A 26,545-nucleotide genomic window follows, 5' to 3' on the forward strand; every position below is an offset into this window, starting at 1 on the left:
GTGAGCACCATCCTGATCGTGGACGATGAGGCGCACCTGCGTAGCCTCATCCAGCAGACCCTCGAGGAACTCGAAGACGAGGGCGTCGAGTTGATCATGGCCAGCAACGGCGAGGAGGCCATCGCGAAGATCGAGGAGGTGCGTCCGAACCTCGTGTTCCTCGACGTGATGATGCCGAAGCTGAGTGGATTCGACGTGTGTCGTCGCGCCAAGCATGACCTCGGCCTGTCCGACGTGCACATCGTCCTGCTCACCGCCAAGGGACAGGAGTTCGATCGGCAGAAGGGCCAGGAGGTCGGCGCCGACCTCTACATGACCAAGCCATTCGATCCGGATGCGCTGCTTGCGAAGGCACGCGAGGTGCTCGCACTCTGATGGCGCGCATCGCCCTCAGGCAGGTCATCGGACGGCACCAGGAGGCGTGTGCGCTGGTCGACACCGTCGCCGGGGCGCTCGGCGTGCCCGTGTCGATCGAGGACCTCGAGGGGCGCGTGCTGCAAGGTGCCGCTGGCGCCAACGGTGCGACGCGGTTCCCCGTGCAGCACGACGATCAGCCGCTCGGGTGGGTATCCGGGCCGCCCTCGGCTGGCGCGGTCGCGTCGCTGCTCGACCATCTCGTGGCACGCGAGGTCGAGCGCAAGGCGCTCGGCGCCGAAGTGCTGCATCTGTACCGCGAGATCAACCTGATTTACAGCTTCTCGGAGAAGCTGGCCGCGTTGCTCGATGTCGAGCGCGTCGCGGCGCTGACGTTGCGGGAGGCACGCCACCTCATTGTCGCGACCGATGGCACGATCCTCCTGCTCGACGAGTCGTCGGGGGGACTCACGTCGGTTGCCAGTTTTGGCGAGGAGATGACGCGTCTGTCGCAGTTCCGGCGTGGCACCGGCATCATCGGCGCGGTGGCCGAAGCTGGTGTCGCCGAGATCGTCAACGACCTCGAGGACGACGCGCGACGAGCCGTGCGCGATACGACGCTGCGCGCGCTGATCGCCGCGCCGCTCAAGGTCGGCGAGCGCGTGATTGGCGTGGTGGCTCTGGGCAGCACCGTGCCGATGGCCTACACCGCTGCCGAACTCAAGCTGCTGACGACCCTCGGCCTGCAGGCGGCCACCGCCATCGAGAACGCCCGGCTGTTCGAGCGCACCATCCATGCCGCGCAGGAGCGCGAGCGCCTGCTGGCGCTCCACAAGGAGGCGGAGGTCGTGCGGGCGAAGCTCGAAAGCGAGCTCACGCTCGCGGCGCGCATCCAGGCGGACCTGTTTCCGTCATCGCTTCCGCGTGTGCCCGGGTACGAACTCGCCGCCCGCAATCGTCCGGCCCGCCAGTGCGGCGGAGATTACTACGACGCGTTGCCGGTGCCGACGACCGATGGACGGTTGTTGCTCTGTGTCGCCGATGTCGCGGGCAAGGGCCTGCCAGCCGCGCTGGTCATGAGCAACATGCAGGCGACGCTGCGGGCGCTGCTCGGACGCGTGCAGTCGATGCCCGAACTTGCGTGGCAGGCAAGTGACCTGCTGTACGCGTCGACCTCGCCGGAGAAGTACGTGACCGCGGCGCTCGTCGATCTGCAGCCGTCCACGGGCGCCATCACGTGGGTCGGTGCGGGGCACCTCGACAACGTGATCATGCGGGCGGACGGCGAGGCCGTGTCCCTGGTCTCGACGGGCATGCCGCTCGGCCTGCTGCCGCCGTTGCTGCCGTACGGCGAGGCGGCACACGATCTCGCGCCGGGTGACACGCTGGTGTTGTTCTCGGACGGCGTCACCGAGGCGCAGGGCGAGGATGGCGAGGAGTTCGGCGAAGGACGGCTGCTCGCCGTCCTCCGGCAGTCGTCAGCGACACCGCTCCCCGAGTTGATCGACCGCGTCTTCATGGAGATCGACGCGTTTGCGGGAGGGGCGCCGCAGTTCGACGACATCACGATGCTCGTGGTGCGCCGGCTGCCGGTGTCCGCGTAGCTGCCGCGGCATGGTGGGCGTGTGTCGCACGACGTCGTTCAGGCGCGATGACTCAGCGCTTCTTCGCCGCGGCCCGTCGTCGCGACGGACGGGCGGCGTCCTCGGCGGCACGCACCCTGGCGATGCGCGTGATGAGCGCGGTCGGCACGGCGACGTCGAGCGGGAAGCGGATGGTGCCCTTGCCGTTGTATTCGTACGGCGCCAGCGCGTCGCCGAGTGCCGCCACCAGTGTGGCGGTCGCGGGATAGACCGAGTAGTGCGCGGCGAACGCGGCGCAGTAGAGGACCGCGTGGCCGTCGATCTTGAAGGTGGGAATGCCGTAGGAGATCGACTCCGCGGCCCCAGGCAGACCCGTACGGATGGCTGCGACCACGCGCGTCAGGGCCGTCCTCTGCGTCTGGCCGAGGGCCGCGAGGTAGGCTTCGATTGATGGCACGTTCGGACGACTCATGGGGGTTCCTCCTCCCCGGCGTCGCGGCGGCCGAGCGGGTCGCGACACGTGGAGCATATCGCCCCGTCAGCGCCCTGAACTTGGGTTACACTCCCGGCACCGGAGCACGGCGTGGGCCTCATACTCGAACTTGTTTCCTCAGGCGCCGAGCAACCTCCCGCCGTGACCCGGAAGGTCATCGGCGCCGAGGGCGGCACGATCGGACGTGCCAAGCACAGCGACTGGGTCCTGCCCGACAGCAAGGTCTCGTCGAGGCACGCGCGGATCACCTACGAGCACTCGACCTACTACATCGAGGACACCAGCACGAACGGCATCTACCTGAACTCCCCGGACAACCGCCTCGACCCGGGGCGACTCTACCCGCTACATGCCGGCGAGCGCCTGCTCATTCAGCCATACGAGATCCTCGTGTCGATCGTCAGTGACCGCGACGAGACACGGCTCCGCCCCGCGGTGCTGGCGCCGCCGCCCAGCGTCACGAGCGACCCGTTCAGGTTCGACGAACCGTTCGGGGTCGTGCCAGGCGCATCGACGGCTCCGGCGCGCAACGATCCCTTTGCGCTGCACCAGATCCCGCATCCGGAAGATGAACTCGATCCGCTGAAGTTGCTCGATCCCGGGCCGCCGGAGCGGGTGGCCCCAGCCGCCCCTGCGGTGAAGGATCTCGGCGGCGGCTCGCCGTTGGACGGACACTTCCGGCCGCCCGCCGTCATCCTGCCTCCGCCGGCACCGAAACCCACGCCGCCACCGGTCGGGACCTTCATCCCCGACGACTACAACCCGCTGGCTCCGGAGACCGGCGTACGACTCGTGCACGACACGCCGCCGCCCTTCGACCTGGCGGACATCCCTGTGCTGCCGCCGCCGATCGCTCCAGGTGGCGGCACGGTGGAGCAGCAGCCGGACACGGCGCCGCCGTTCGAGGCCGCGGCGCCAGTCGCCGGACCGGCGTGGCCGGGGCCACCCCCGGTCGAGCGGGAGCCGTCGCCCCCGCCAATCGCCTGGCCGAAGACGCCCGTCGCAGGTGACCTTGCCGGCGTCCTGGCTGCCGCCGGTTTGCAGAACGTGCCGGTGACGCCGGAACTCGCGCAGAAGTTCGGTGAGATTCTCCGCGTCGTTGTGTCGGGTGTCATGGATGTGCTCCGCTCGCGGCACCACGTGAAGGACGAGTTCCGCATGCGCATGACCTCGTACAGGCCGGTGGACAACAATCCACTCAAGTTCTCGGTGAACGTCGAGGACGCCCTGCACAACCTGCTGGTGAAGCGCAACGTGGCGTACCTGGGACCGGTCGAGGCGTTTCAGGACGCGTTCGACGACCTCCGCAACCACCAACTCGCGATGCTCGCGGGCATGCGAGTCGCGTTCGAGACCACCCTGGCGGAGTTCGATCCGGATCGTCTCCAGGAGCAGTTCGACCGGCGTCTCGGCAAGAACTCGGTCTTCGCCGTCGGGGCGAAGATGCGGTATTGGGATCTCTTCCGTGAACATCGCGAGGAGATCGCGCGGGACCCGGATGCCGCCTTCCGCCGCCTGTTCGGCGATGCCTTCACGCGCGCGTACGAAGAGCAGCTGAAGCGGTTGAAGGACGGACAGGGTCGAGGGTAGGACACCACTTTCTGCGGGGGCGCCGTTCACGGGAGCATGTCTTTCAACAGAGTTGTCTGGTCCGAGGGGCTGTTCCTGCGCCCGCAGCATTTTCAGCAGCAGGATCGCTACATGGAGCGCTTCGTCGAGACGCGCTGCCAGGGGCTGATCCCGCATGCCTGGGGATTCACCGAAGTGGAACTCGAACGCGATCTCCTGGGGATCGGCAAGTTCGGTGTCCGCCGCGCATCGGGGGTGTTCCCTGACGGGACCCCGTTTCGTCTTGCCGTCGACGACCCGCTGCCGCCGGCGCTGGAGATCGACGTGCAGGTGCGCGATCAGCTCGTGTACCTGGCCGTCCCCTTGCGCCGCGTCGGCGAGCCGGAATTCGAACGCCCCGATGCGGCCGATCGCATGGCGCGGCACCAGATCCGCGAGTGGGAAGCGCGCGACACGACATCGGCCAGCGGTGATTCCGCGCCGGTCGAGGTCGGGGCTCTGAGCACGCGCCTGTTGCTGGCCTCGCAGGTGACCGACGCGTACGCCACGATTCCGATCGCGCACATCGCGGAAGCGCGGCCCGACAAGCGCGTGCTGCTCGACGACAGCTTCATGCCGACGGTGCTGCATGCACGGGCCGCAACGCGCCTGGCCACGTTTGCCTCGGAGCTGCTGGGGCTCCTGCACCAGCGCGGCGACGCCCTCGGTGGCCGCGTCGCGGCCACCGGGCGCGGCGCGGCCGCGGAATTTGCCGAGTTCCTGATGCTCCAGGCGATCAACCGCTACGAGCCGCTGCTGGCGCACCATGCCGACACCGGCGGCGTCCATCCGGAGCAGCTCTACGAACTGTTCGTGTCGATTGCCGGCGAGATGGCGACGTTCACGAGCATCTCCAAACGCCCGCCCGCCTTTCCCGGCTACCGTCACGATCGCCTGCGCGAGTCGTTCGAGCCGGTGATGGCGGCGCTGCGCGCGGCCTTCGCGGCCGAGATGGTGCAGGTGGCCATCCCGATTCCGATCGAGACGAAGAAGTACGGCATCAGCGTCGCGCTCGTCAGCGAACGCGCCCTCTACAGCAGTGCCGTGTTCGTGCTCGCGGCGCGCGCCGACGTACCATCCGAGGAACTGCGTCGCAGTTTTCCCTCACAGCTCAAGGTGGGGCCCGTCGAACGGATCGCGGACCTCGTGCGCCTCGGCCTGCCGGGTGTGCCGGTGCTGCCGCTGCCTGTCGCGCCGCGGCAGATCCCGTTCCATGCCGGCTCCGCGTACTTCGAGCTGGATCAAAGCAGTGAGTTGTGGGAGCAGCTGAAGACGTCGGGCGGCGTGGCGCTTCACGTCGCCGGAAGTTTCCCCGGCCTCGCGATGGAGTTCTGGGCGATCCGTACCTGACGGGGAGTCACACGATGATCGACGGCGACGATCCATTCAAGACACAAGACGCGACCGTGATCCGCCCGCGGCCCGGTGCGGGCAAGCGGGGCGTGAGCGACCCTCTCGGGGCGCGGCCGACGATGATGCCGATGCCCGCGCCGGTGCCCGTGCCCGAGGCGGCACGTGAAGGCCTGGCGATCGGGCTCAATCCGCTGGTGCAGGCGGCCAGCCCGCTGCTCCGGCTCGCCGGGCACGCGCGCGCCGCCTACTCGTCGCTCGACATCCCCGATATTCGCCGGCAGGCGCTCGACGACATCCGATCGTTCGAGGATCGGGCGCGCGCGGCCGGTGTCGCTCACGAGATCGTCCTGGCGGCGCGGTACGTGCTGTGTGCCACCGTCGACGAAGCGGTCATGTCCACGCCCGGCGGCTCGCAGAGCGAATGGGCCCAGAATCCCCTGCTGGTCGCGCTGCATCGCGAGGCATGGGGCGGCGAGAAGTTCTTCGAGATGCTGGACCGCATCGGGCGGGACCCGGGCCGGCACATCGACCTGATGGAACTGCAGTACGTGTGCCTCGCGCTCGGCTTCATGGGCAAGTACCACACGATGGACCGCGGCCACGAGCGGCTGGCGGAGGTCCGCGCCGGCCTCTATCGCACGATCCGCAGCCAGCGGGGCAAGCCCCCGACCGAACTCGCCCTGCGATGGAAGGGCCTCGAGGACCGGCGCAACCGGTTGGTGCAGTACATCCCGTGGTGGGTCGCTGCGGTCGGCGTCGTCGCGATCCTGATTGCGACCTTCACGTTGTACCAGTCGCGGCTCGCCGGACTCGCGGCCCCCATCCATCTCGAACTCTCGAAGGCGGACCTGCAGACACCCGCACCCGCGCTGGCGCCGGCACGCCCGTCGTCAGGTCCGACACTGAAACAGCTGCTGGCGCCGGAGGAAGGACGGGGCGCGGTGCAGATCGACGAGGCTGGCGGTCGCACCACGGTGACGCTGCTCGGCGCCGATCTGTTCGCCTCGGGTCGCGCGGAGTTGAACCCTTCCTACACGGACACGTTGCACAGCATTGCCTCCGCCCTCAACAAGGTGCCTGGCCGCGTCGAGATCAACGGACACACCGACGACCAGCCGCTCCGCTCGTTCCGGTACCGCGACAACTATGAACTGTCGCGCGAGCGCGCCGTCAGCGTGGTCGACGTGCTGAAGCGCACGATCGACAGTCCCGCCCGCCTGCGCGTGCAGGGCAAGGGATCGTCCGAACCCAAGTACGAAGACCGGGCGCGCAACCGCCGCGTGGAAATCATCCACGTGCGCGGCACCTAGCGCGCGGTCCCGGATTGCCAGGCGGTTTCACTTATGTTGTCGCTGCTCAAGCGCACCATCCAGCTCCTGCCAGGGTTCCTGCTGATCGCGGCAGTGATCTGGCTTGCTGGCCCGTACCTCGTCATCTCCGGGTCGCGGCCGCTCGAGACCGAGTCGTCCCGGCTCACCGCCATCGTCTTCGTGGTGCTGGCGTGGCTGGCCTGGGTCCTGTTCGAGCGGTGGCGGGCACGGCGCGCGAGCAGCCAGCTGGCCTCGGCCGTCATCAGCCAGGCCTCGGCCGAGCCCCTGCCATCGGGCGACGTCGTCAAGCTGCGTGAAAGCTTCGAGCAGGCAGTCGCGACGCTCGGCGCGCGCCAGAAGGGACGCACGCTCTACGACCTGCCGTGGTACGTCTTCATCGGGCCGCCTGGATCGGGCAAGACGACCGCGCTGCTCAACTCCGGCCTGCACTTCTCGCTGGACGCCTCCGGCGGGCAATCGCGGTTGAAAGGCGTGGGCGGCACGCGCAACTGCGATTGGTGGTTCACCGACGAGGCCGTCTTCCTCGACACGGCGGGCCGGTTCACCACGCAGGACTCCGATGCGTCGGCAGACAGCGCGGGCTGGAAGGAATTCCTCGCCCTGCTGACCAAGTATCGCAAGCGCCGGCCGATCAACGGCGTCATCCTGACCATCAGCGTCAAGGACCTGCTTACCCAGGGCGAGTCCGCCCGCGAGCAGCAGGTCGAGGCGGCACGGTACCGGCTGCGAGAACTCGGTCGCGAACTGCAGATCGAGCTCCCGGTCTACGTGATGGTGACCATGTGCGATCTGATCGCCGGGTTTGCCGAGTACTTCGACGATCAGGTGCAGGAAGGACGCGCGCAGGTCTGGGGGGTGACCTTCCCGTACGAGAAGACGGTGTCGGGCCAGGTCACGCGCATGTTCCCGTCCGAGTTCGAGGCGCTGGTGACCCGGTTGAACGAGCGGATGTTCGCCAGGCTCGAGGAGGAAACCGACGCCCGCCGGCGCGCGAGGATTTTCGCCTTCCCGCAGCAGGTGGCATCGTTGCGTGACTCGCTCGCGCAGTACCTGAACGACCTGTTCGCGGTGAAGAGTGGCGACCAGCGCATCCTGCTGCGCGGCGTGTACTTCACGAGCGGCACGCAGGAGGGGACGCCCATCGATCGGCTGCTCGGCGCCATCGGCCGCGGCTTCCGGGTCGCCCCGGAGGCGGTGGTGGCGCCCGGTGGACGCGGCAAGGCGTACTTTGTCGAGCGCCTGCTCACGCAGGTCCTGATCGGCGAGTCCGGATTGGCGGGCGTGAACCGCCGTCTCGAGATGCGGACGGCAGGCCTGCAGCTGGCGACGTACGCGGGGTTGGTGATCCTGACGGTGCTCGGCGTGATGGTGCTCTCGGTCAGCTATCGCCGCAATGCCGAGTACCTGGCCGACATGGAACGCGAGGTGACGCGCCTGCGCGCGGTACCGGCGGCGCGCTCGGTGACCTCCGTCCAGGGCCTGCTGCCGCGGCTCGACGCCATTCGCGCCGTGGTCACGTCCGCCAACCGGCACAACGACAGCGTGCCCTGGGGCATGCGATGGGGGCTCTACCAGGGGCGCGCCATGGCCAACGCGGCGCAAGACGCGTACCTGCTCGAACTCGATGCCTCGCTCCTGGACTTCGTCGCCGCCCGGCTGCAGCAGCGGCTCGTGCAGTACGGCAGCGAGCCCGAGAAGCTGTACGAATACCTGAAGGCGTACCTGATGCTCGGTCAGCCCGAGCACATGAACGAGAAACACCTGCAGTACCTGGTGAACCTGGAGTGGAGTCCGGCCAACGGCGTGCCGCATGACGTCGGCGCCTCGCTCACGCAGCACTTCCAGACCTTGCTGGATAGCGATGAACGGTTGCGCCCGGTGCCCATCAACGCGTCGCTCGTGTCGCAGGCCTGCAGCACCGTACGGCGCGCGTCGATGGGCCGCATCATGTACAGCTGGCTGCGCGAGACCTACGCGAGCAACGACTCGCAGGGCGTGCGGCTCGACGTCGCCGGCGGCGTCGCGACGACGCAGGTGATCACGCGCAAGAGCGGCGTGAGCCTGTCGCAGCCGCTGCCGAGCCTGTTCAGCAGGAGTGCATTCGAGAAGATCACCGGCAGCGACCTGCCCGAACTGGTCGAGGAGTTCTCGAAGGACAACTGGGTGTGCGATGGCGGCAGCGATCTCGGGGACCGGACGCGGTTGCAGGGCGAGCTCACCAACATCTACCAGCAGGAATACATCGCGGCATGGGACGCCGTCGTGAACGATCTCGTGATCGTGACGCCGTCCACCGTGGACGGCATGGCCGATCTGCTCGGTGTCCTCGGCGGCCCGACGTCCCCCCTGAAGAATCTCCTGGACGTCATCACGGAAAACACCCGGCTGGTCGGGCCCGCCAAGGCCGAGGCGCCGGCCGACCCCGGCATCCTTGCCAAGGGCAAGTCGTACGCCGATCGCGTCACGACGATGTTCAAGCAGGGGCCGGCGGCCGTTGCGCCGTCGACGCCGGGGGCCCTGGTGACGGCGCACTTCAAGGACCTTCATCGCCTGGTCGAGGGGGAGGCCGGCAAGACGCCGATCGAGGGTTCGTTGAACCGGTTGCGTGAGGTGGAGCAGCAACTGCGCGGGTTCGGAGCCGCCTACGGGCAGAAATCGATCGAGGTGGCCCAGGGCGATCCGCAGTTGAGGAACCTGTTCATGCAGATCGGCCGGGAGTCGGAGACGCTGCCGACGCCGGTGCGCGAGATGATCGAACAGATCGGCAGCCGCGCCCAGAAGACGGTCACCACGGCCTCGATCGACGCGCTCGCGTCGTCGTACCGGCAGGAGGTGCTCGCGCCGTGCGAACGCCTCATTGCCGGCCGCTATCCGTTCTCGACCAGCAACAGTGAGATCCCGCTCACCGAATTCGCCGAGCTCTTCGGACCGAAGGGCGTGTTCGACCGGTTCTTCACCGAACGCCTGGAGAGTCGCGTCGACACGTCCACGCGGCCGTGGAGCTGGAAGCCCGGAACCGTGGCGCCGTACCCGGGCATGCTTGGACATTTCGAGGATGCGCGTGCCATACGCGACGCCTTCTTCGCGGGCGGCTCGGCGCAGCCGTCCCTCCGTTTCGGCGTCATCATCGCCTCGGTCGATACCGAAACGACCCAGTTCGCCCTGGAGATCGACGGGCAGAAATTCGACGACCGCAAAGGCGGCGCCGCCCCCGGCACGTGGCCAGGCCAGAACGCCGGCAGCGCCTCGGCGTCCTTCAACGACCGGACCGGCATCGCATCGGGGCCCCGGTTCGAGGGTCCCTGGGCGCTGTTCCGGTTCATCGATGCCGGCCAGCCGCGTCACGACAGCGACACCCGGACGACGCTGACGTTCCGGGGCCGGCGCGAACACGAGGCCCAGGTCGTGATCGACGCCGTGAGCCTGGACAATCCATTCGCCAAACGCGAATGGCAGCGATTCGGTTGCGGCTCGTGAAACAGCTGGACGTCGGCTTCTACGGCAAGCTGCCCACGCACGGCGACTTCCTGCGCCGCCGGACGAGCGACGCGTTCGTCGCCGGATGGGATGCCTGGCTGCAGGCGGGCATGACGGCCAGCCAGGCGGCCCTGGGTGATCGCTGGCTCGACGTCTACCTGACCAGTCCGGCGTGGCGCTTCGTGTGCGCCGCGGGGGCATGCGGTCCTGCGCCGGTGGCGGGCGTGCTCGTGCCGAGCATCGATCGTGTCGGCCGCTACTTCCCGCTGACCGTCGTCGCGCAGTTGTCACCCGACATCCCTATCGTCACCGTGGCCACGCAAGCGCCCGCGTTCTTCACCGCTGCCGAGCGGCTGCTGGTCGATACCCTTGCCGTGGAAAACGTCAACTTCGAGCGCTTCGACGCGCGCGTGGCCGATCTGCGGGCCGAACTCGCGCACCTCGGAGGTGCCGGGACCGAAGTCGTGCTGCAGCCCGCGGCGGCGTCGCTGCTGCTGGGCGGCGCCAACTGGCAGCTGCCGATCGAGTCGACCGGCGACCTCTGGACGGTATTCGGACAGTTGCTGTCTCGCCAGATGGAGGGCGCGTACCAGCCGCTCGTGATGTGGTGGACGGAAGGGTCGGCGATGGTCGATCCGAGCTGCCTGATCGGTGCCGGGCTGCCGTCGCCACCGACGTTCGGCGCGTTTCTCGATGGGACGTGGGCGAAGCACCGCTGGCGTGCCGTGCCCGCACACGTCACGCGTCCGGAGCCGTCCGTGGAGGAGTCGCTGCTCGATCTCGCGGCGGTGCGGATGCGCTCGGCGGCGGCAACCGATGTCGGCCGCGTCCGCACGATCAATCAGGACGCCTTCGTCGAGCGGCCTGAGCTGGGCTTGTGGGTAGTAGCCGATGGACTCGGCGGGCATCGCGACGGCGAGATCGCCAGCCGCGAGGTCTGCGATGCGCTGGCCGACCTGCCGCCGGGCTCGGATCTCGATCACCTGGTGGACGCCGCCCTCGAGCGCATCAAACAGGTGAACGACCATCTGTATCGCGCCTCGTCGCGGTCGATCCTCACCGACCGCTGCGGCAGCACCGTCGTCGCCCTGCTCGTGCGCGGCACGCGCTGCGCGGTGTTGTGGGCTGGCGACAGCCGCGTCTACCGGTTGCGTGCGGGTCAACTGGATCGGCTCACGACCGATCACAGCGTCGAAGAAGCAGACCCGGTGACCGGTCGCCAGGAAGCGCACGCGATCACGCGCGCCGTCGGCGTGTCCGCCGCGGTGCCTGTCGACGTCTACCGCGATGAGCTGCGGGCCGGCGACCGCTTCCTCCTGTGCTCCGACGGGCTGACACGCATCGTCACCGATGCGCAGGTACAGGAATGGCTGACCAAACCGGACCTCCGCGGCATCGTCACCGGACTGATCGGACTGGCCCTGGACGGAGGCGGCCCGGACAACGTGACGGCGGTCATTGCCGAGGCTTATGAATGACGGCAAATAGCCCTTTGACTTTTGGCGCATCAGTCATATGCTCCTGCTCGTTCTCATTGACGAGTCAGGTGAACCCCGGACAGTTCACGGCGTCCGCCGTCGGGCGGCGTCCGACCAGAGGTTCTGGTCCCGCGGTACGACGATGCACTGCGGTGGGCGTGCCGTCGGCGATTGCGCAATGTTCACGGCGCGCCTGGAGCGATCGGTTGCGGAGTCTCGTGCGTTATGAGTAGTGCGGGTTGGAGTCTGGAGGCGCTGCTCGCGCCGATCGACCCGGAGCACCCGTGTGGGGTCAGTCTCGAGGACCTGCCGCCGCTGACCACGCTGGACGCGTTGCGGCTGTTCGGACAGTCGCGGTCGGCCGACGCTCCACCGGGACCGGACGAGACACGGAAGCCGCCGGACTGGGGCGAGATCCGCGCGCAATCACTCGAGGGCCTCGGCAAGTCCAAGGACCTCCGGTTGCTCGGGTACCTCGCCACGGCGGTGCTGCGGACCGATGGCCTGTTGGCGTTCTTCGACACGCTGACCGCGGCGGCCAGTTGGCTCGACCAGAACTGGCCGGATGTGCATCCGCTCGTCGACGAGGACGCGATGGCCCGGCGCAACGCGCTGAACTGTTTTGCCGATCCGATGGCGGTGCTCGATCGGTTGCGGCGGACGCCGATCGTCGAGAGCCGCCAGCATGGGCGGTTCGGTCTTCGCGACATCGACATCGCGAAGGGCAACCTGCAGCCGGGCCCGTCGGAAAACCGGCCCGACATGGCGCAGATTGACATGGCCCTGGGCGAGATGCCGCTGGAAGCCCTGATGCTGATGCAGCAGGGCGCCGAGGGCGCGCTGGCGGCGGCCAACCGGATCGACGCCCGGATGCGTGACGCCGGTGGTCCGGACATGGCGCCCGGCCTCGAGCCGCTGACGGCGCAGTTTGCCAGGTTGAACCTGCTGTTGCAGGCGCAGGTGGCGCTCCGAGTGCCCGAGGAGGTGCCGGCGGGCGCGGAGGGAGGGACGGGGACGGCGCCCGGCACGGTGGCCATCGGGTCGATCGGTTCGCGGCAGGACGCGGTGCGCGCGCTCGATGCGGTCGCCGAGTTCTTCCGGCGAAACGAGCCATCGAGTCCGGTGCCGCTGTTGATCGACAGGGCAAAGCGGTTGGTGTCGAAGAACTTTCTCGAAGTGCTGGAGGACGTGGCGCCCGATGCGGTCTCCATCGCGCGCGCGTTCGGCGGCTTGAAGGACGGCGAATAAGGTCGTATCCGGAGGTGATCTCTTGGCCAAGGCGAGCAGTCAGAAGTTCATCGCGCGCAACAGGGCTCCGCGCGTGCAGATCGAGTACGCGGTGGAATTGTACGGGGCAGAGAAGAAGATTCAGCTGCCTTTCGTGATGGGGGTGCTCGCGGATCTGTCCGGCAAGCCGGCCGAGCCGCTGCCAGGCGTCGACGACCGGAAGTTCCTCGAGATCGACGTCGACAACTTCGACGCGCGGATGAAGGCCATGAAGCCGCGCGCCGCGTTCCAGGTGCCCAACACGCTGACCGGCGAGGGCAACCTGAACGTCGAGTTGACCTTCGAGAGCATGGACGACTTCTCGCCGGCGGCGATTGCCAAGAAGGTGGATTCGTTGAACAAGCTGCTCGAAGCGAGGCAGCAGCTGAACAACCTAATCACCTACATGGACGGCAAGGCCGGCGCCGAGGAACTCGTGAGCAAGCTGCTGCAGGATCCGGCCCTGCTGCAGTCGCTCGCATCCACCAAGAAGGACGCGGATCAGGAACCCTCGTCCTAGCGTCCGACCACGAGGGAGAACCATCACATGGCTGAACCGAAACTCCAACAGGACACCGCAGCCTCGGTTGGCGCCGTCGAGACCGGCGACTTCGAATCGCTGCTGCGCAAGGAATTCAAGCCGAGGACCGACGAAGCCCAGGAGGCCGTCGGGCGTGCCGTGCGTACGCTCGCCGAGCAGGCCCTGTCGCAGACCACGCTCATCGGCTCGGACGTGACCAAGTCGATCGAGGCCATGGTGGCCGCGATTGACAAGAAGCTCAGCGAGCAGATCAACCTGATCCTGCACAATCCGGAACTGCAGAAGCTCGAAGGCGCGTGGCGCGGTCTGCACTACCTGGTGAACAACACCGAGACCGACGAGCAGCTGAAGATCCGCTTCATGAACATCAGCAAGCAGGAGCTCGGCAAGACGCTGAAGAAGTACAAGGGCACGGCGTGGGATCAGAGCCCGATCTTCAAGAAGGTGTACGAAGCCGAGTACGGGCAGTTCGGCGGCGAGCCGTTCGGCTGCATGGTTGGCGACTACCACTTCGACCACACCCCGGCCGATGTCGAACTGCTTGGCGAGATGGCGCAGGTCTCCGCGGCGGCGCACATGCCGTTCATCGCCGGGGCCTCGCCGACGATCATGCAGATGGCGACGTGGCAGGAACTCGCCAATCCGCGCGATCTCACCAAGATCTTCACCACGCCCGAGTACGCGGCGTGGCGGTCGCTGCGCGAGTCCGAGGATGCCCGGTATCTCGGCCTGGCGATGCCGCGCTATCTCGCTCGCCTGCCATATGGCGCCAAGTCGAGTCCGGTCGAGGAGTTCGACTTCGAGGAGGAGACCGGCGCTGCCGACCACAACAAGTACACGTGGGCCAATGCCGCCTACGCCATGGCGGTGAACATCAACCGCTCCTTCAAGGAGTACGGGTGGTGCTCGCGGATCCGCGGCATCGAGTCGGGTGGCGCCGTCGAGGGGCTGCCGACGCACACCTTCCCGACCGACGATGGCGGCGTCGACATGAAGTGCCCGACCGAGATCGCGATCAGCGATCGCCGGGAGGCCGAACTGGCCAAGAACGGCTTCATGCCGCTCGTCCACCGCAAGAACTCGGATTTCGCGGCGTTCATCGGCGCGCAGTCACTGCAGAAGCCGGCCGAGTTCATGGATCCGGACGCCAGCGCCAATGCCAACCTGGCGGCGCGGCTGCCGTACCTGTTCGCTTGCTGCCGGTTTGCACATTATCTGAAGTGCATCGTCCGCGACAAAATCGGCTCGTTCAAGGAACGCGACGAGATGCAGCGGTGGCTGCAGAACTGGGTCATGAACTACGTGGACGGCGATCCCGCCCACTCGAGCGAGGCGACGAAGTCGCGCAAGCCACTGGCGGCCGCCGAGGTGCAGGTCGAGGAAGTCGAGGGCAACCCCGGGTACTACACCTCGAAGTTCTTCCTCCGGCCCCATTACCAGCTCGAAGGCCTGACCGTATCCCTGCGGTTGGTGTCGAAGTTGCCGTCCGCCAAGGCCGGCTGATGCATCGGGTTCGACGTGCTGTCGGAGACACAGGTCAGAAAAGGAGCATAGCCAATGGCAGTAGATGTGTTCTTGAAAATCGGCGACGTCAAGGGCGAGTCGAAGGATGACAAACACAAGGACGAGATAGACGTCCTGTCGTGGTCCTGGGGCGTGTCCAATCCCGTTGACGCCCGTGCGGGCGCCGGCAAGGGAGCGGGCAAGGCGAACTTCCAGGACCTGAGCTTCATGCACGCCCTCGACAAGTCGTCGCCGGTGCTGATGAAGGCGTGCGCGATGGGCGACCACTTCAAGGACGCTACCCTCGTGTCGCGCAAGTCCGGCAAGGGGCAGTTGGAGTACCTGATCGTGAAGTTGAAGGAAGTCTTCATCTCCAGCATCCAGCCGTCTGGCAGTTCGGAGCACCCGATGGAGAGCGTGTCCATCGTCTTCGGACACATCGACCTGGAGTACAAGCCGCAGAAGGACGACGGCACGCTCGACGCGGGCCTTCACTTCATCTACGACCTCCAGAAGCAGGTCGACTCCTAGGACGCGCGCATCGTGGCTCTCCCTCCAGATCCCGCCGGCACCGGCGACATGTACCTGATGGTCAAGGGCGCCAGGACCGGCGTGATCAAGGGAGAGTCGCAAGATGAGGGCCACAAGGGCGAAATCAATGTCTTGAGCTGGTCGTGGGGCATGGCAGCCAAGGTGTCGCTCGGTGGCGGTGCCGCCACCGGCAAGGCCAGCATTCACGACCTCAAGATCGTCAAGCGGATCGACAGTGCATCCACGGCGCTCATGGCGGCGCTGCGGACCAACGAACCGATCCAGAAGGCCGTGCTCACCCTGCGGAAGGCCGGCAAGACCCAGCTCGAGTTCCTGAAGATCACCATCGAGCGCGGCCGCGTCATCTCCCTGACCATCGCGGGCGGTGACGAGCAGGGCGGGCATGGCGTGGTCGAACACATCGCCTTCTCGTTCAACCAGATCTCCGTCGAGTACACGCCGCAGGGCAAGGACGGCCAGGGCGGGGGCGGGATGGTCTTCCAAGATCAGTTCGAAGACGCACAATGACCGCAGCCGCTGCAGCCGAAGACGCCCTCCGGGGCGGAGACCCCGGGGGCGCTCTGGCGCTCCTGCAAGCGGAAGTGCGGAACAAGCCGGCCGACGCCAGCTTGCGCGTCTTCCTTTTCCAACTCCTGTGTGTGCTCGGGCAATGGGAGCGCGCGCTCAACCAGCTGAAGGTCGCCGCCGACCTCGACGCGGCGGCGCTGGCGATGGCCAACATGTACGGCGCGGCCGTGCGCTGCGAAGCGATGCGGGCGTCGGTGTTCGCCGGACAGAAGTCGCCGATGATCTTCGGCGAGCCGGACCAATGGCTCGCCCTGCTGATCGAATCGTTGCTCGTCGCGGGGCAGGGCGACGCGGCTCGCGCCGAGGAACTCCGGCTGCGCGCGTTCGACGATGCTCCGGCGTCGTCGGGCGACATCGACGGACGACGGTTCGAGTGGATCGCTGACGCCGACTCGCGGCTCGGCCCCGTGCTCGAGGCGATGATCAACGGCCGCTACTACTGGATCCCGTTCTCACGCCTGGCCGTCGTGGACATCGAGGCGCCTGTCGACCTGCGTGATGCCGTCTGGATGCCAGCCCACATCCAGTTCGAAAATGGCGGCGAGACCCTCGCGCTGATCCCGACGCGTTACCCCGGGTCGGAGCGCTCCGAGGACGGCCTCATCGCACTGGCGCGCAAGACGGAGTGGGTGCCGGCCGGTCCTGATGCCCATCACGGACTCGGGCAGCGGCTCCTCGCCACCGACGCCGACGAAACGCCCGTCATGGACATCAGGCGTATCGCCATCGACGCCGGGACGGAGCCGGAGCAGGACGCCGGGACGGAGCCGGAGCAGGATGGCTGACGCCACGCCACAACAGGACCGGTTGCAGCCAGCGCTCCTCGACCGGCTCACCGACGAGGAGCCCGACCGCAAGCTGGAGCCCCGGGAACAGCGGGCGCTGTCCAAGGCACGGCTGCGACAGGCAGTGCTGCGCGACCTGGCGTGGCTGTTCAACACCGTGAAGATGGAGTCGGGCGTCGACCTGGCCAGCGCGCCGTACGTCCGACGCTCGGTGATCAACTTCGGGCTCAGCGCCCTCTCGGGCAAGACCGCCTCCACCATGGACGCCCTGGCGCTGACCAGTGCCATCAAGCAGGCGATTCTCGACTTCGAGCCGCGCATCGTCCCTGGCACCCTGGTGGTGCGGACGGTGGTCGACGCGGGACTACTCGATCATCACAACATCATCGGTGTGGAGATCCAGGGGCACCTGTGGGCGCAGCCCATCCCGCTCGAACTGCTCGTGCGCACCGAGATCGACCTTGAAACGGGGCGGGTCGAGATCGCAGACCTGCCGACCTTGCGAGCGTCCTGAGCGTGGACCCCCGGCTGCTCCAGTACTACAACCTCGAGTTGCAGCACCTGCGCGAGATGGGGGCGGAGTTTGCGCAGCAGTTCCCGAAGGTGGCCGCACGCCTCGGGATGAACGGGCTCGAGGTCGCCGACCCCTACGTGGAGCGCCTGCTCGAAGGCGTCGGTTTCCTTGCCGCGCGCGTCCAGCTGAAGATCGACGCGGAGTTCCCACGCTTCACGCAGTCGTTGCTCGAGATCATCCTGCCGCACTACCTGGCGCCAATTCCGTCGATGGTGGTGGCGCAGATCAAGCCGGAGGCCGACGACGCCGGCCTCGGTCGTGGCTACACCATCCCCCGCGGTTCGACGCTGATCGGGCAGATGGGCGGCGACGATGCCACCGCGTGCGAATTCCGCACGGCGCACGAGGTGACACTGTTCCCGATCCAGGTCGCGTCGGCCAACTACTTCACGTTCGCACCGGACCTGCCGCTGAACACGCTCGCCATCGGCCGACGGGTCAAGGGCGGCCTGCGCATCCGGCTGAAGGCGAGCGGCGGCCTGCGCTTCAACCAGATGGCGCTCGACCGCCTCCCCTTCTACCTGGCCGGCCGCGACGACGTCGCGAACAAGCTGTACGAGCTGTGCCTGTCGTCGGCGCTTGGCGTGCTCGTCCTGCCGACACAGCGGAAGCCGCTGACGACGCTCGACGCGCTGCCCGCGTCCACCGTCCGTCCGGTGGGCTTCGAGGACGGCGACGCGCTCCTGCCAGTCACGGAGCGATCGTTTCACGGCTATCGCCTGTTGGCCGAGTACTTCTGCTTTCCTCACCGCTACCGGTTCATCGAGCTGGGCGGGCTGTCGCGCGCGACCAAAGCGCTCGACACCGACGAGATCGAGATCGTCATCCTGCTGGGGCGGGGCGACGCCGGTATCGACAGCGTCGTCGACGCCTCGAATTTCGCGCTGTTCTGCACGCCGGCGGTGAACCTGTTCTCGAAGCGGGCCGATCGGATCCACATCTCGGAGGGCGCCTACGAGTACCACGTGGTGCCCGATAGGACCCGGCCGATGGACTTCGAGGTCTACGAGGTGACCAGCGTCGTCGGCCACGGCGTCGGATCGCACAGCGAGCAGGATTTCCTGCCGCTCTACCGCGGGTTCAGCGCGGAAGGCGACCGGCAACCCTCCGGCTACTTCACGACGCGGCGCGAGCCGCGGCTCTACTCGGCAGCGCAGAAGCGCCGCGGGCCGCGTTCGAGTTACGTGAGCACCGAGGTGTTCCTTGGTCTCGTGGACGAGGCCCAGGCCCCTTACGGCGGCGACCTCCGCCAGTTGTCACTCCAGACGTTGTGCACCAACCGCGACCTCTCGGTGCAGATGCCGGTCGGCCTCGGCTCGACCGACTTCACGCTCGACGTGGCCGCACCGGTGTCCAGCATCCGTGTCCTCAATGGGCCGAGCCGACCGTATGCACCGCTGGCCGACGGCGCGGTGGCGTGGCGGGCGATCAGCCACTTGTCGCTGAACTACTTGTCGCTGGTCGATTCCTCCGAGCGGGAGGGTGCCGCCGCCTTGCGTGAACTGCTCGAACTCTATGCGCCGACCGGTGATGCCAGTGCCCGGCGGCAGATCGAGGGCATCCGGTCGGTGTCGGTGAAACCGGTGGTGCGCAGGCTGCCGCAGGCCGGTCCGATCGCGTTCGGCCGTGGGCTCCAGGCCTCGCTCGTCGTCGATGAACTGGCCTTCGAGGGAGGCAATGCGTACATGCTCGGCGCGGTGCTCGATCGTTATTTCGCGCGCCACGTCTCGATGAATTCGTTCGTGGAGACCGTTCTTCATTCAGGGAGTCGAGGCGAGATCAGTCGATGGCTACCCCACTGGGGCACGAGACAGACGTTCTAGGCTTCTTCGCCGCGCTGGCCGACGAGCCGCACCGGTACGACTTCTACCAGACGCTGCGTCGGCTCGAATGCTTCTTCGCCGACAAGCCACGCTGGGGTGAGGCGCTGCGCCCGGTGGACGAGCCCGTACGTCTCGGCCAGGACCCCGATCTGTCCTTCGCGCCGGCGTCGTTGTCCGGCCTCGAGTCGGTGCCTGGCGGTGGTCCGCCGCGCCTGCGCGTGCGGCTGTTCGGCTTGCTCGGGCCGAACGGCCCGATGCCGCTCCATATCACCGAGTACGCGCGAGAGCGGTTGCGGCACGCCGGGGATCCGACGTTGAGCCGGTTCCTCGACCTGTTCAACCACCGGTTCATCGCCTTGCTCTATCGCGCCTGGGCGCAGGCGCAGCCGCACGTCAGCCGTGACCGGCCGGCCGACGATCGCTTCGCCACGTTCGTGGCCGCGTTTGTCGGCATCGCACCGCCGACGTTGCGCAACCGCGACGCGGTCACCGATACCGCGAAGCTGTTCCACGCCGGAAGCCTGATCCGTCAGGCACGCAACGCCGAGGGACTGAGTTCGATCGTCCGGCAATTCTTCGGCGTGGCGGTACGTGTCGAAGAATTCATCGGCCACTGGCTGCACCTGCGGCTGGCCGAGCGCACCCACCTGGCGCGCGAGGGAGCGCAGCTCGGCTCCGGTGCCGTCCTCGGTGGACGGGTGTGGGATCGGCAGTACAAGTTCCGGCTGCACCTCGGGCCGCTGACGCTCGCGCAGTACGAGGGCTTCCTGCCTGGCGGCGCCAGGATCCAGCAACTCGTGGACTGGGTGCGCTTCTACCTCTGTTTCGAGCTGGAGTGGGACGTGCGATTGCAGTTGAAACAACACGAAGTTCCCCGGCTGCGCCTTGCCAGAGGCGCGCGCCTGGGGTGGACGACCTGGCTGGGGCACCGGCGTGTCGATGAAGACGCGGCCGATCTGTGCCTGAATGCGGAGGCACTGGTGGATCCAATGAGGGCAGGAATCGCATGAGCGAGATCAGTCGATCCGCACTGTTCGGCAAACTCGATGGGTTGGCCTACAAGGCCATCGAGGGTGCCACCGTCTTTTGCAAACTGCGGGGCAACCCGTACGTCGAGCTGTTGCACTGGATGCAGCAGATCCTGCAGACCGCCGATTCCGACGTGCACCGCATCCTGAGGCACTTCGAGGTCGATGCGTCGCGCCTTGCCCGGGACATGACCGAGGGGCTCGATCGGCTGCCGCGAGGCGCCACATCGATCTCGGACCTGTCGGCGCACGTCGAGAGCGCCGTCGAGCGGGGCTGGGTCTACGCGACGCTGATGTTTGGCGACACCAAGATCCGCACCGGCCACCTGCTCATCGGCATGCTCAAGACGCCGGCGCTGCGCAACGTGCTGCTGGCGATGTCCAAGCAGTTCGACTCGATCAAGGCGGATGCGCTCACCGAGAGCTTCGCCACCATCGTCAGCGGCTCGCCCGAGGAACGCGGGTCCTCCTCCGATGGCGCCGGGGCGCCCGGCGAAGCCAGTGACGCGATGGCGCCGGCGCAGATGGGCAAGAACGAGGCGCTCAAGCGCTTTGCCACCGATCTCACCGATCGTGCCCGCAAGGGCCAGCTCGATCCCGTGAGCGGACGCGACGAGGAGATCCGGCAGATCGTGGACATCCTCATGCGGCGCCGGCAGAACAACCCGATCCTCACCGGCGAGGCCGGCGTCGGCAAGACCGCCGTCGTCGAGGGGTTCGCGCAGCGGCTGGCCCGCGGCGACGTGCCGCCGTCGCTGAAGGAGGTCTCGCTGCTGACGCTCGACATCGGCCTGCTGCAGGCCGGCGCGAGCATGAAGGGCGAATTCGAGAACCGGCTGCGGCAGGTGATCGAGGAAGTGCAGGCCTCGCCCAAGCCGATCATCCTGTTTGTCGACGAGGCGCATACGCTGATTGGCGCCGGCGGGGCTGCCGGCACCGGCGATGCCGCCAACCTGCTCAAGCCCGCGCTCGCGCGCGGGACGCTCCGAACGATCGCGGCGACGACCTGGGCCGAGTACAAGAAGCACATCGAGAAGGACCCGGCACTCACACGTCGCTTCCAGGTCGTGCAGGTCGAGGAGCCCACCGAGGACAAGGCGATCCTGATGCTGCGCGGCGTCGCCTCCACGCTCGAACAGCATCACCGCGTGCAGGTGCTCGACGAGGCGCTCGAGGCGGCTGTGCGGCTCTCGCACCGGTACATTCCTGCCCGGCAGCTGCCCGACAAGGCGGTCAGCCTGCTCGACACCGCCTGCGCCCGCGTGGCCATCAGTCAGCACGCCGTCCCGGCGGAACTCGATGATTGCCGCCGTGCCATCGAGGCGCTGCAGATCGAACTCGAGATCATCGGCCGCGAGGAAGTGGTCGGCGTCGCTGCCGGCGACCGGCGGGCGACGGCCGAGCAGAAACTGTCCGTCGAGTCCGAGCGGCGGGCCGGGCTCGAGGCGCGATGGGAGTCGGAGCGCACGCTCGTCGACCAGATCCTGGCCATCCGGGCGAAGTTGCGAGCAGGCGCTGCGCCCGTCGAAGGGACCGGCAGCCCGCTCGAGCAGGCGGCCGAATCGCAAAAGGCCGCCGGGGAAGTCGCGGCACCGGCCGCAGTGGCTGCTCACGATCGCGGTGCCTTGCTGGACGAACTGGTGACGCTGCAGACGCAGCTGGCCGAGTTGCAGGGCGAGTCGCCGCTCATCCTGCCGAGCGTCGACGAGCAGGCCGTCGCATCGGTCGTCCAGGACTGGACCGGCGTGCCGGTCGGGCGGATGGTGAAGAACGAGATCGCCGCCGTGCTCGGCATTGCCGAGACGCTCAACCAGCGGGTGATAGGGCAGCGGCATGCGCTCGAGATGGTCGCCAGCCGCATCCAGACGTCACGGGCCAAGCTGGACAATCCCGACAAACCGATCGGCGTGTTCATGCTGTGTGGCCCCTCCGGGGTGGGCAAGACGGAGACCGCGCTCGCGGTCGCCGAGGCGCTCTACGGTGGCGAGCAGAACGTCATCACCATCAACATGAGCGAGTTCCAGGAAGCGCACACCGTGTCGACGTTGAAGGGCTCGCCGCCAGGGTACGTTGGCTATGGCGAGGGTGGTGTGCTGACCGAGGCGGTCCGTCGTCGACCCTACAGCGTGGTGCTGCTCGACGAGGTCGAGAAGGCGCATCCGGACGTCCACGAGCTCTTCTTCCAGGTGTTCGACAAGGGCCGGATGGAAGACGGCGAAGGGCGCCAGATCAACTTCAAGAACACGGTCATCCTGCTGACCTCCAACGTCGGCACCGACCTGATTGCCGCGATGTGCCGGGATCCCGAGTTGATGCCGGGCCCGGACGGCATCGCCAAGGCGCTGCGCGAGCCGCTGCTGAAGGTGTTCCCCGCGGCCCTGCTCGGCCGGCTCGTGGTGATCCCCTACTTCCCGCTGAGCGACGACATGATCGGCAACATCGTCCGGCTGCAGCTTGGTCGGATTGCGCGACGTGTTGCCGAACACCATGGCATCCCCTTCACCTACGACGAGGACGCGGTTTCGCTCATCGTCGGCCGGTGTACGGAAGTGGAGAGCGGCGGTCGCATGATCGACGCCATCCTCACCAACACGGTGCTGCCGGCCATCAGCCGGGAATTCCTGGTTCGGACGATGGAAGGCCAGCCGTTGACAGGAGTACAGCTGGGCGCGTCGGGCGGAGAGTTCGAGTATCGGTTCGCCTGATGGTGGGTGGCGTCCACCCATGAGCGGGACGGCAATGGCAGAAGAGCGGATCGAAGTCAGCATCGAGGAGGCCGCGAGGATCGGCATCGCGTTCCTGCAGCGTGGGCAGGTGCGCGACGCGGAGGTGCTGTTCACGAAGTTGCTCAGCATCGCGCCGCGACAACCCGACGCGCTGCATTACTCCGGCATCGTCGCGCACAAGCTCGGACGCACCGAGGAAGGGATCGCGCGCGTGCGCGAGAGCCTCGACCTGGCGCCGGAGCAGGCCGACTGGCACAGCAACCTCGGCATCCTGCTCGAGAACGGGGGGGATGGGGAAGGGGCGATCGAGGCATTCTCGCGCGCGATTGCGCTTGACCCGTCGCACGCCAATGCGCACAACAACCTCGGCGTGCTGCAGCGTCTCTTCGGCCGCCCGGCGGAGGCGGAGGCCTCGTACCGCGCGGCAATCGAGATCAATCCGAAACACGCCGACGCCTATCGCAACCTCGCGTTGGTGCTGGAGCAGACCGGCCGATCGCACGATGCCCTGAATGCGTATTACAGGGCCGTGACCATCGAGCCGGGGCACTCGGCGACGCGGCGCCTGCTGGCGGTCGCCTACAACACGATTGGCGATCGCGAGCGGGCCGTCGAGTTCTGCGAGGAGTGGGTCAAGGCGGAGCCCAACGATCCGTTGGCGCGCCACACGCTCGCCGCGTGTTCGCAACGCGACGTGCCGGCGCGGGCGTCCGACCAATTCGTGGTGGCGTCGTTCGACACCTTTGCGGCGACGTTCGAGGCCAAGCTCACACGGCTCGAATACAAGGCGCCCTCGCTCGTGGTGGCCTCGCTTGCCGAGACCGGCACGCCCGCGGACAAACAGCTGGACATCCTCGACGCGGGGTGTGGCACGGGGTGGTGTGGCCCGCTGCTCGCGCCCTATGCGCGGCGACTGTCGGGAGTAGACCTGTCGGCCGGCATGCTGGAGCATGCGCGGGCGAAAGGCGTGTACGATGAGCTCTCGCACGCCGAGCTCGTCGGGTACCTGCAGGGCCAGTCCGGAGCATTCGACATCATCGTGTCGGCCGATACCCTCGTCTACTTCGGGTCGCTCGAGCCGTTCGCGGCAGCCGCGTCAGCGGCGCTGCGTCCGGGCGGCTGGGTGATCTTCACGGTCGAGGAGTCGAAACCGGCGACCGACACCTTCCACCTCGAGGTGCACGGGCGCTACAACCATGCCGCGACGTACGTCGAAGCGGTGCTCGGGGCGGCCGGGTTGACGCCGCACATCGACCGGGCAGTCTTGCGCAACGAGAGTGGACTGCCAGTAGCCGGCCTGGTCGTGCGCGCGCGAAAGGCCATGGGAGACGATCGTGGCTGACGGCACACCGGTCATCTCGATCACCACGCCGCTCGACGAAGAGTTGCTGTTCCACGCGATGCACGGTCGCGAGGAACTGGGCCGGATCAGCGACTTCGAGGTGAGCCTCCTCAGCGAAAAGCCCGACGTCGACATCGACGCGGTCCTCGGCAAGAGCGTCACCATTCACCTCTCGTTGCCCGACGACAACGTCCGGCATTTCAACGGCTACGTCACGCGCTTCTCGCAGGGCGGCAGGATCGGCCGCTACTTCCAGTACCACGCGCGGGTGAACTCGTGGCTCTGGTTCCTGACCCGCACCGCGGACTGCCGCATTTTTCAGGACGTCGACGTCCCGGAGATCCTGAAGCAGGTCTTCAACGACCACCCCGCGTCCAATGTCGCCTTCGAGCTCACCGGCTCGTACCGCAAGTGGACCTATTGCGTGCAGTATCGCGAGACCGACTTCAACTTCGTCAGCCGCCTGATGGAGCACGAAGGCATCTACTATCATTTCCGGCATGTGGACGGGAAGCACACGATGGTGCTGACCGACTCGACGGCCAAGCACGAGGATACGCCCGGGTACGAGAAGCTGATCTACATCCCGCCAGGAACGATCGTGCGCAAGGAGTTCGAGCACATCAGCAGCTGGGACTTTGACCGCGAGGTGCAGCCAGGGAGTTACGTGCACGACGACTACGACCTCGAGCGTCCGAGCGTCGAGCTCAGGAGCAAGAAGGTGTTGTCCCGGTCGTACTCGCCAAGCGACTACGAGATCTACGACTACCCGGGCCACTACATCCAGGCGGGTGATGGCAAACAGTACGCGTCGGTGCGGATCGAGGAGTTCGGGGCGCAGTTCGAGCTGGCACGAGCCTGGACCAATGCGCGTGGCGTGAGCGTGGGCGCGACGTTCACCCTCGAGCAGTATCCCCGCGACGATCAGAACGGCAAGCACCTCGTCGTCGCCGGCAGTTACGACCTCGAGTTCAGCGGCTACGAGGGGCTGCCAGAAAGCGAGGGCTCGGAGTACCGGTGCAGCTTCTCGGCGATGCCCATCGCCGAGCAGTTCCGCACGCGCCGGCTGACGCCCAAGCCGTTCGTGCAGGGGCCGCAGACGGCGGTTGTCGTTGGGCCCGGGGGTGACGAGATCTTCACCGACAAGTACGGACGTGTGAAGGTGCAGTTCCACTGGGATCGGCGCGGCACGAAGGACGAGAAGAGCTCGTGCTGGGTCCGCGTCTCGCAGCCATGGGCCGGCAAGAACTGGGGCACTATCGCGATCCCGCGCATCGGGCAGGAAGTCATCGTCGACTTCCTCGAGGGCGATCCCGACCAGCCGATCATCACCGGGCGCGTCTACAACGCCGAGCAGATGCCACCCTACGATCTGCCGGCCAACAAGACGCAGTCGGGCATGAAGTCACGCAGCTCGCTCGGCGGCGGGGCGGCGAACTTCAACGAGATCCGGTTCGAGGACAAGAAGGGCGAGGAGCAGCTCTTCATCCACGCGGAGAAGAACCAGGACATCGAGGTCGAGAACGACGAGACGCACTGGGTCGGGCACGACCGGACGAAGACGATCGACCACGACGAGATCACGCACGTCAAGCATGATCGGACCGAGACCGTCGACAACAACGAGACGATCACGATCCACGCGAACCGGACGGAGCAGGTCGACAAGGACGAGAAGATTACCGTGGGTGGAAACCGCACGGAAGGCGTAGGTAAGGACGAGGGCATTTCGATTGCCAAGAGTCGCACCAAGAGCGTTGGCGATGATGAGAAGGTCAACATAGGCAAGAGCCAAACGGTGTCGATCGGAGCGAATCGCTCACTCTCGGTAACCAAAGACGAATCGATCACCATCTCTGGCAAGCGCACCGACCAGGTGTCGAAAGATGAGGACGTTTCCATCGGCAAGAAGCGCCAGGTCTCGGTCGGCGAGGACGATTCATTGCAGGTCGGCAAGAAACTGTCGCTGTCAGCCGGAGAGCAGATCGTCCTACAGACCGGGTCAGCGAGCATCACGATGAAGAAGGACGGCACCATCACCATCAAGGGGAAGGACATCACCTTAGACGGCAGTGGCAAGGTCAACGTCAAGGCTTCGGGCGACGTCGTCATCAAGGGAAGCAAAGTCACGCAAAACTGACGGCACCAGAAGCCAGCAGCT

At 67.0% G+C, this 26,545-nt stretch carries 20 protein-coding genes; 19 read left to right on the forward strand and 1 reads right to left on the reverse strand.

Annotated features, from left to right (window positions below):
- Window positions 1–375, forward strand: a complete 375-nt coding sequence (locus LuPra_RS06350; protein WP_110169967.1) for a response regulator transcription factor — start codon at window positions 1–3, stop codon at window positions 373–375.
- A complete protein-coding gene (locus LuPra_RS06355) occupies window positions 375–1,958 on the forward strand; it encodes a PP2C family protein-serine/threonine phosphatase (RefSeq protein WP_110169968.1) in 1,584 nt (527 codons plus the stop codon). Before LuPra_RS06350 ends, LuPra_RS06355 begins: the two co-directional genes overlap by 1 nt.
- A 52-nt stretch (window positions 1,959–2,010) precedes the next feature.
- On the opposite strand, the gene LuPra_RS06360 is transcribed toward LuPra_RS06355, so the two are convergent.
- Window positions 2,011–2,409: an iron chaperone gene (locus LuPra_RS06360; RefSeq protein ID WP_157898813.1), complete on the reverse strand. Its 399-nt coding sequence runs from the start codon at window positions 2,407–2,409 to the stop codon at window positions 2,011–2,013.
- Between the two features lie 111 nt (window positions 2,410–2,520).
- Here LuPra_RS06360 and tagH point away from each other — a divergent pair, with 111 nt between their 5' ends.
- The 17 genes from tagH (at window position 2,521) to LuPra_RS06445 (ending at window position 26,524) form a co-directional block, all read left to right on the forward strand.
- Window positions 2,521–4,020: a type VI secretion system-associated FHA domain protein TagH gene (gene tagH / locus LuPra_RS06365; RefSeq protein WP_110169970.1), complete on the forward strand. Its 1,500-nt coding sequence runs from the start codon at window positions 2,521–2,523 to the stop codon at window positions 4,018–4,020.
- A gap of 36 nt (window positions 4,021–4,056) precedes the next feature.
- Entirely contained in the window at window positions 4,057–5,388 is a 1,332-nt protein-coding gene (gene tssK / locus LuPra_RS06370; protein ID WP_110169971.1) for a type VI secretion system baseplate subunit TssK, read from the forward strand.
- A gap of 14 nt (window positions 5,389–5,402) precedes the next feature.
- On the forward strand, window positions 5,403–6,701 hold the full coding sequence (icmH, locus tag LuPra_RS06375; RefSeq protein ID WP_110169972.1) for a type IVB secretion system protein IcmH/DotU: 1,299 nt from the start codon (window positions 5,403–5,405) through the stop codon (window positions 6,699–6,701).
- A 33-nt stretch (window positions 6,702–6,734) separates the two neighbouring features.
- Window positions 6,735–10,199 carry a type VI secretion system membrane subunit TssM gene (tssM, locus tag LuPra_RS06380; RefSeq protein ID WP_110169973.1) on the forward strand — a complete coding sequence of 1,155 codons (3,465 nt, stop codon included), beginning with the start codon at window positions 6,735–6,737 and terminating at the stop codon, window positions 10,197–10,199.
- The gene (gene tagF / locus LuPra_RS06385; protein WP_110169974.1) at window positions 10,172–11,677 is read left to right on the forward strand and encodes a type VI secretion system-associated protein TagF; all 1,506 of its coding nucleotides are present in this window, start codon (window positions 10,172–10,174) and stop codon (window positions 11,675–11,677) included. Before tssM ends, tagF begins: the two co-directional genes overlap by 28 nt.
- A 225-nt stretch (window positions 11,678–11,902) precedes the next feature.
- Window positions 11,903–12,925: a type VI secretion system protein TssA gene (tssA, locus tag LuPra_RS06390; protein ID WP_110169975.1), complete on the forward strand. Its 1,023-nt coding sequence runs from the start codon at window positions 11,903–11,905 to the stop codon at window positions 12,923–12,925.
- Window positions 12,926–12,947: 22 nt separating this feature from the next.
- A complete protein-coding gene (gene tssB, locus LuPra_RS06395) occupies window positions 12,948–13,463 on the forward strand; it encodes a type VI secretion system contractile sheath small subunit (RefSeq protein WP_110169976.1) in 516 nt (171 codons plus the stop codon).
- A gap of 27 nt (window positions 13,464–13,490) precedes the next feature.
- On the forward strand, window positions 13,491–14,987 hold the full coding sequence (gene tssC, locus LuPra_RS06400) for a type VI secretion system contractile sheath large subunit (protein WP_110169977.1): 1,497 nt from the start codon (window positions 13,491–13,493) through the stop codon (window positions 14,985–14,987).
- Window positions 14,988–15,041: 54 nt separating this feature from the next.
- Window positions 15,042–15,518: an Hcp family type VI secretion system effector gene (locus LuPra_RS06405; RefSeq protein ID WP_110169978.1), complete on the forward strand. Its 477-nt coding sequence runs from the start codon at window positions 15,042–15,044 to the stop codon at window positions 15,516–15,518.
- Between the two features lie 12 nt (window positions 15,519–15,530).
- Window positions 15,531–16,046 (forward strand): Hcp family type VI secretion system effector, encoded by a 516-nt coding sequence (locus LuPra_RS06410; protein WP_234800757.1) that lies wholly within the window; start codon window positions 15,531–15,533, stop codon window positions 16,044–16,046.
- Window positions 16,043–16,891, forward strand: coding sequence for a type VI secretion system accessory protein TagJ (locus LuPra_RS06415; protein ID WP_110169980.1), 849 nt, complete (start codon window positions 16,043–16,045; stop codon window positions 16,889–16,891). Before LuPra_RS06410 ends, LuPra_RS06415 begins: the two co-directional genes overlap by 4 nt.
- On the forward strand, window positions 16,884–17,405 hold the full coding sequence (gene tssE, locus LuPra_RS06420; protein ID WP_110169981.1) for a type VI secretion system baseplate subunit TssE: 522 nt from the start codon (window positions 16,884–16,886) through the stop codon (window positions 17,403–17,405). The genes LuPra_RS06415 and tssE overlap by 8 nt, the downstream gene beginning before the upstream one ends.
- A 2-nt stretch (window positions 17,406–17,407) precedes the next feature.
- Window positions 17,408–19,288 (forward strand): type VI secretion system baseplate subunit TssF, encoded by a 1,881-nt coding sequence (gene tssF / locus LuPra_RS06425; RefSeq protein ID WP_110169982.1) that lies wholly within the window; start codon window positions 17,408–17,410, stop codon window positions 19,286–19,288.
- On the forward strand, window positions 19,252–20,298 hold the full coding sequence (gene tssG, locus LuPra_RS06430) for a type VI secretion system baseplate subunit TssG (RefSeq protein ID WP_110169983.1): 1,047 nt from the start codon (window positions 19,252–19,254) through the stop codon (window positions 20,296–20,298). The genes tssF and tssG overlap by 37 nt, the downstream gene beginning before the upstream one ends.
- On the forward strand, window positions 20,295–23,021 hold the full coding sequence (gene tssH, locus LuPra_RS06435) for a type VI secretion system ATPase TssH (protein WP_110169984.1): 2,727 nt from the start codon (window positions 20,295–20,297) through the stop codon (window positions 23,019–23,021). Before tssG ends, tssH begins: the two co-directional genes overlap by 4 nt.
- 19 nt (window positions 23,022–23,040) lie before the next feature.
- Window positions 23,041–24,384 carry a tetratricopeptide repeat protein gene (locus tag LuPra_RS06440; RefSeq protein WP_110169985.1) on the forward strand — a complete coding sequence of 448 codons (1,344 nt, stop codon included), beginning with the start codon at window positions 23,041–23,043 and terminating at the stop codon, window positions 24,382–24,384.
- A complete protein-coding gene (locus tag LuPra_RS06445) occupies window positions 24,377–26,524 on the forward strand; it encodes a type VI secretion system Vgr family protein (protein WP_237050838.1) in 2,148 nt (715 codons plus the stop codon). Before LuPra_RS06440 ends, LuPra_RS06445 begins: the two co-directional genes overlap by 8 nt.
- The last annotated feature ends 21 nt before the right edge of the window (window positions 26,525–26,545 follow it).

This window comes from Luteitalea pratensis, from assembly GCF_001618865.1.
Taxonomy (GTDB): Bacteria; Acidobacteriota; Vicinamibacteria; order Vicinamibacterales; family Vicinamibacteraceae; genus Luteitalea; species Luteitalea pratensis.

Coding starts and splice junctions, on each gene's coding strand:
- LuPra_RS06355 (WP_110169968.1), top strand. CDS start 375: ATGGCGCGCATCGCCCTCAGGCAGGTCATCGGACGGCACCAGGAGGCG.
- LuPra_RS06360 (WP_157898813.1), bottom strand. CDS start 2,409: ATGAGTCGTCCGAACGTGCCATCAATCGAAGCCTACCTCGCGGCCCTC.
- tssK (WP_110169971.1), top strand. CDS start 4,057: ATGTCTTTCAACAGAGTTGTCTGGTCCGAGGGGCTGTTCCTGCGCCCG.
- icmH (WP_110169972.1), top strand. CDS start 5,403: ATGATCGACGGCGACGATCCATTCAAGACACAAGACGCGACCGTGATC.
- tssM (WP_110169973.1), top strand. CDS start 6,735: ATGTTGTCGCTGCTCAAGCGCACCATCCAGCTCCTGCCAGGGTTCCTG.
- tagF (WP_110169974.1), top strand. CDS start 10,172: ATGGCAGCGATTCGGTTGCGGCTCGTGAAACAGCTGGACGTCGGCTTC.
- tssA (WP_110169975.1), top strand. CDS start 11,903: ATGAGTAGTGCGGGTTGGAGTCTGGAGGCGCTGCTCGCGCCGATCGAC.
- tssC (WP_110169977.1), top strand. CDS start 13,491: ATGGCTGAACCGAAACTCCAACAGGACACCGCAGCCTCGGTTGGCGCC.
- LuPra_RS06405 (WP_110169978.1), top strand. CDS start 15,042: ATGGCAGTAGATGTGTTCTTGAAAATCGGCGACGTCAAGGGCGAGTCG.
- LuPra_RS06415 (WP_110169980.1), top strand. CDS start 16,043: ATGACCGCAGCCGCTGCAGCCGAAGACGCCCTCCGGGGCGGAGACCCC.
- tssE (WP_110169981.1), top strand. CDS start 16,884: ATGGCTGACGCCACGCCACAACAGGACCGGTTGCAGCCAGCGCTCCTC.
- tssG (WP_110169983.1), top strand. CDS start 19,252: ATGGCTACCCCACTGGGGCACGAGACAGACGTTCTAGGCTTCTTCGCC.
- tssH (WP_110169984.1), top strand. CDS start 20,295: ATGAGCGAGATCAGTCGATCCGCACTGTTCGGCAAACTCGATGGGTTG.
- LuPra_RS06440 (WP_110169985.1), top strand. CDS start 23,041: ATGAGCGGGACGGCAATGGCAGAAGAGCGGATCGAAGTCAGCATCGAG.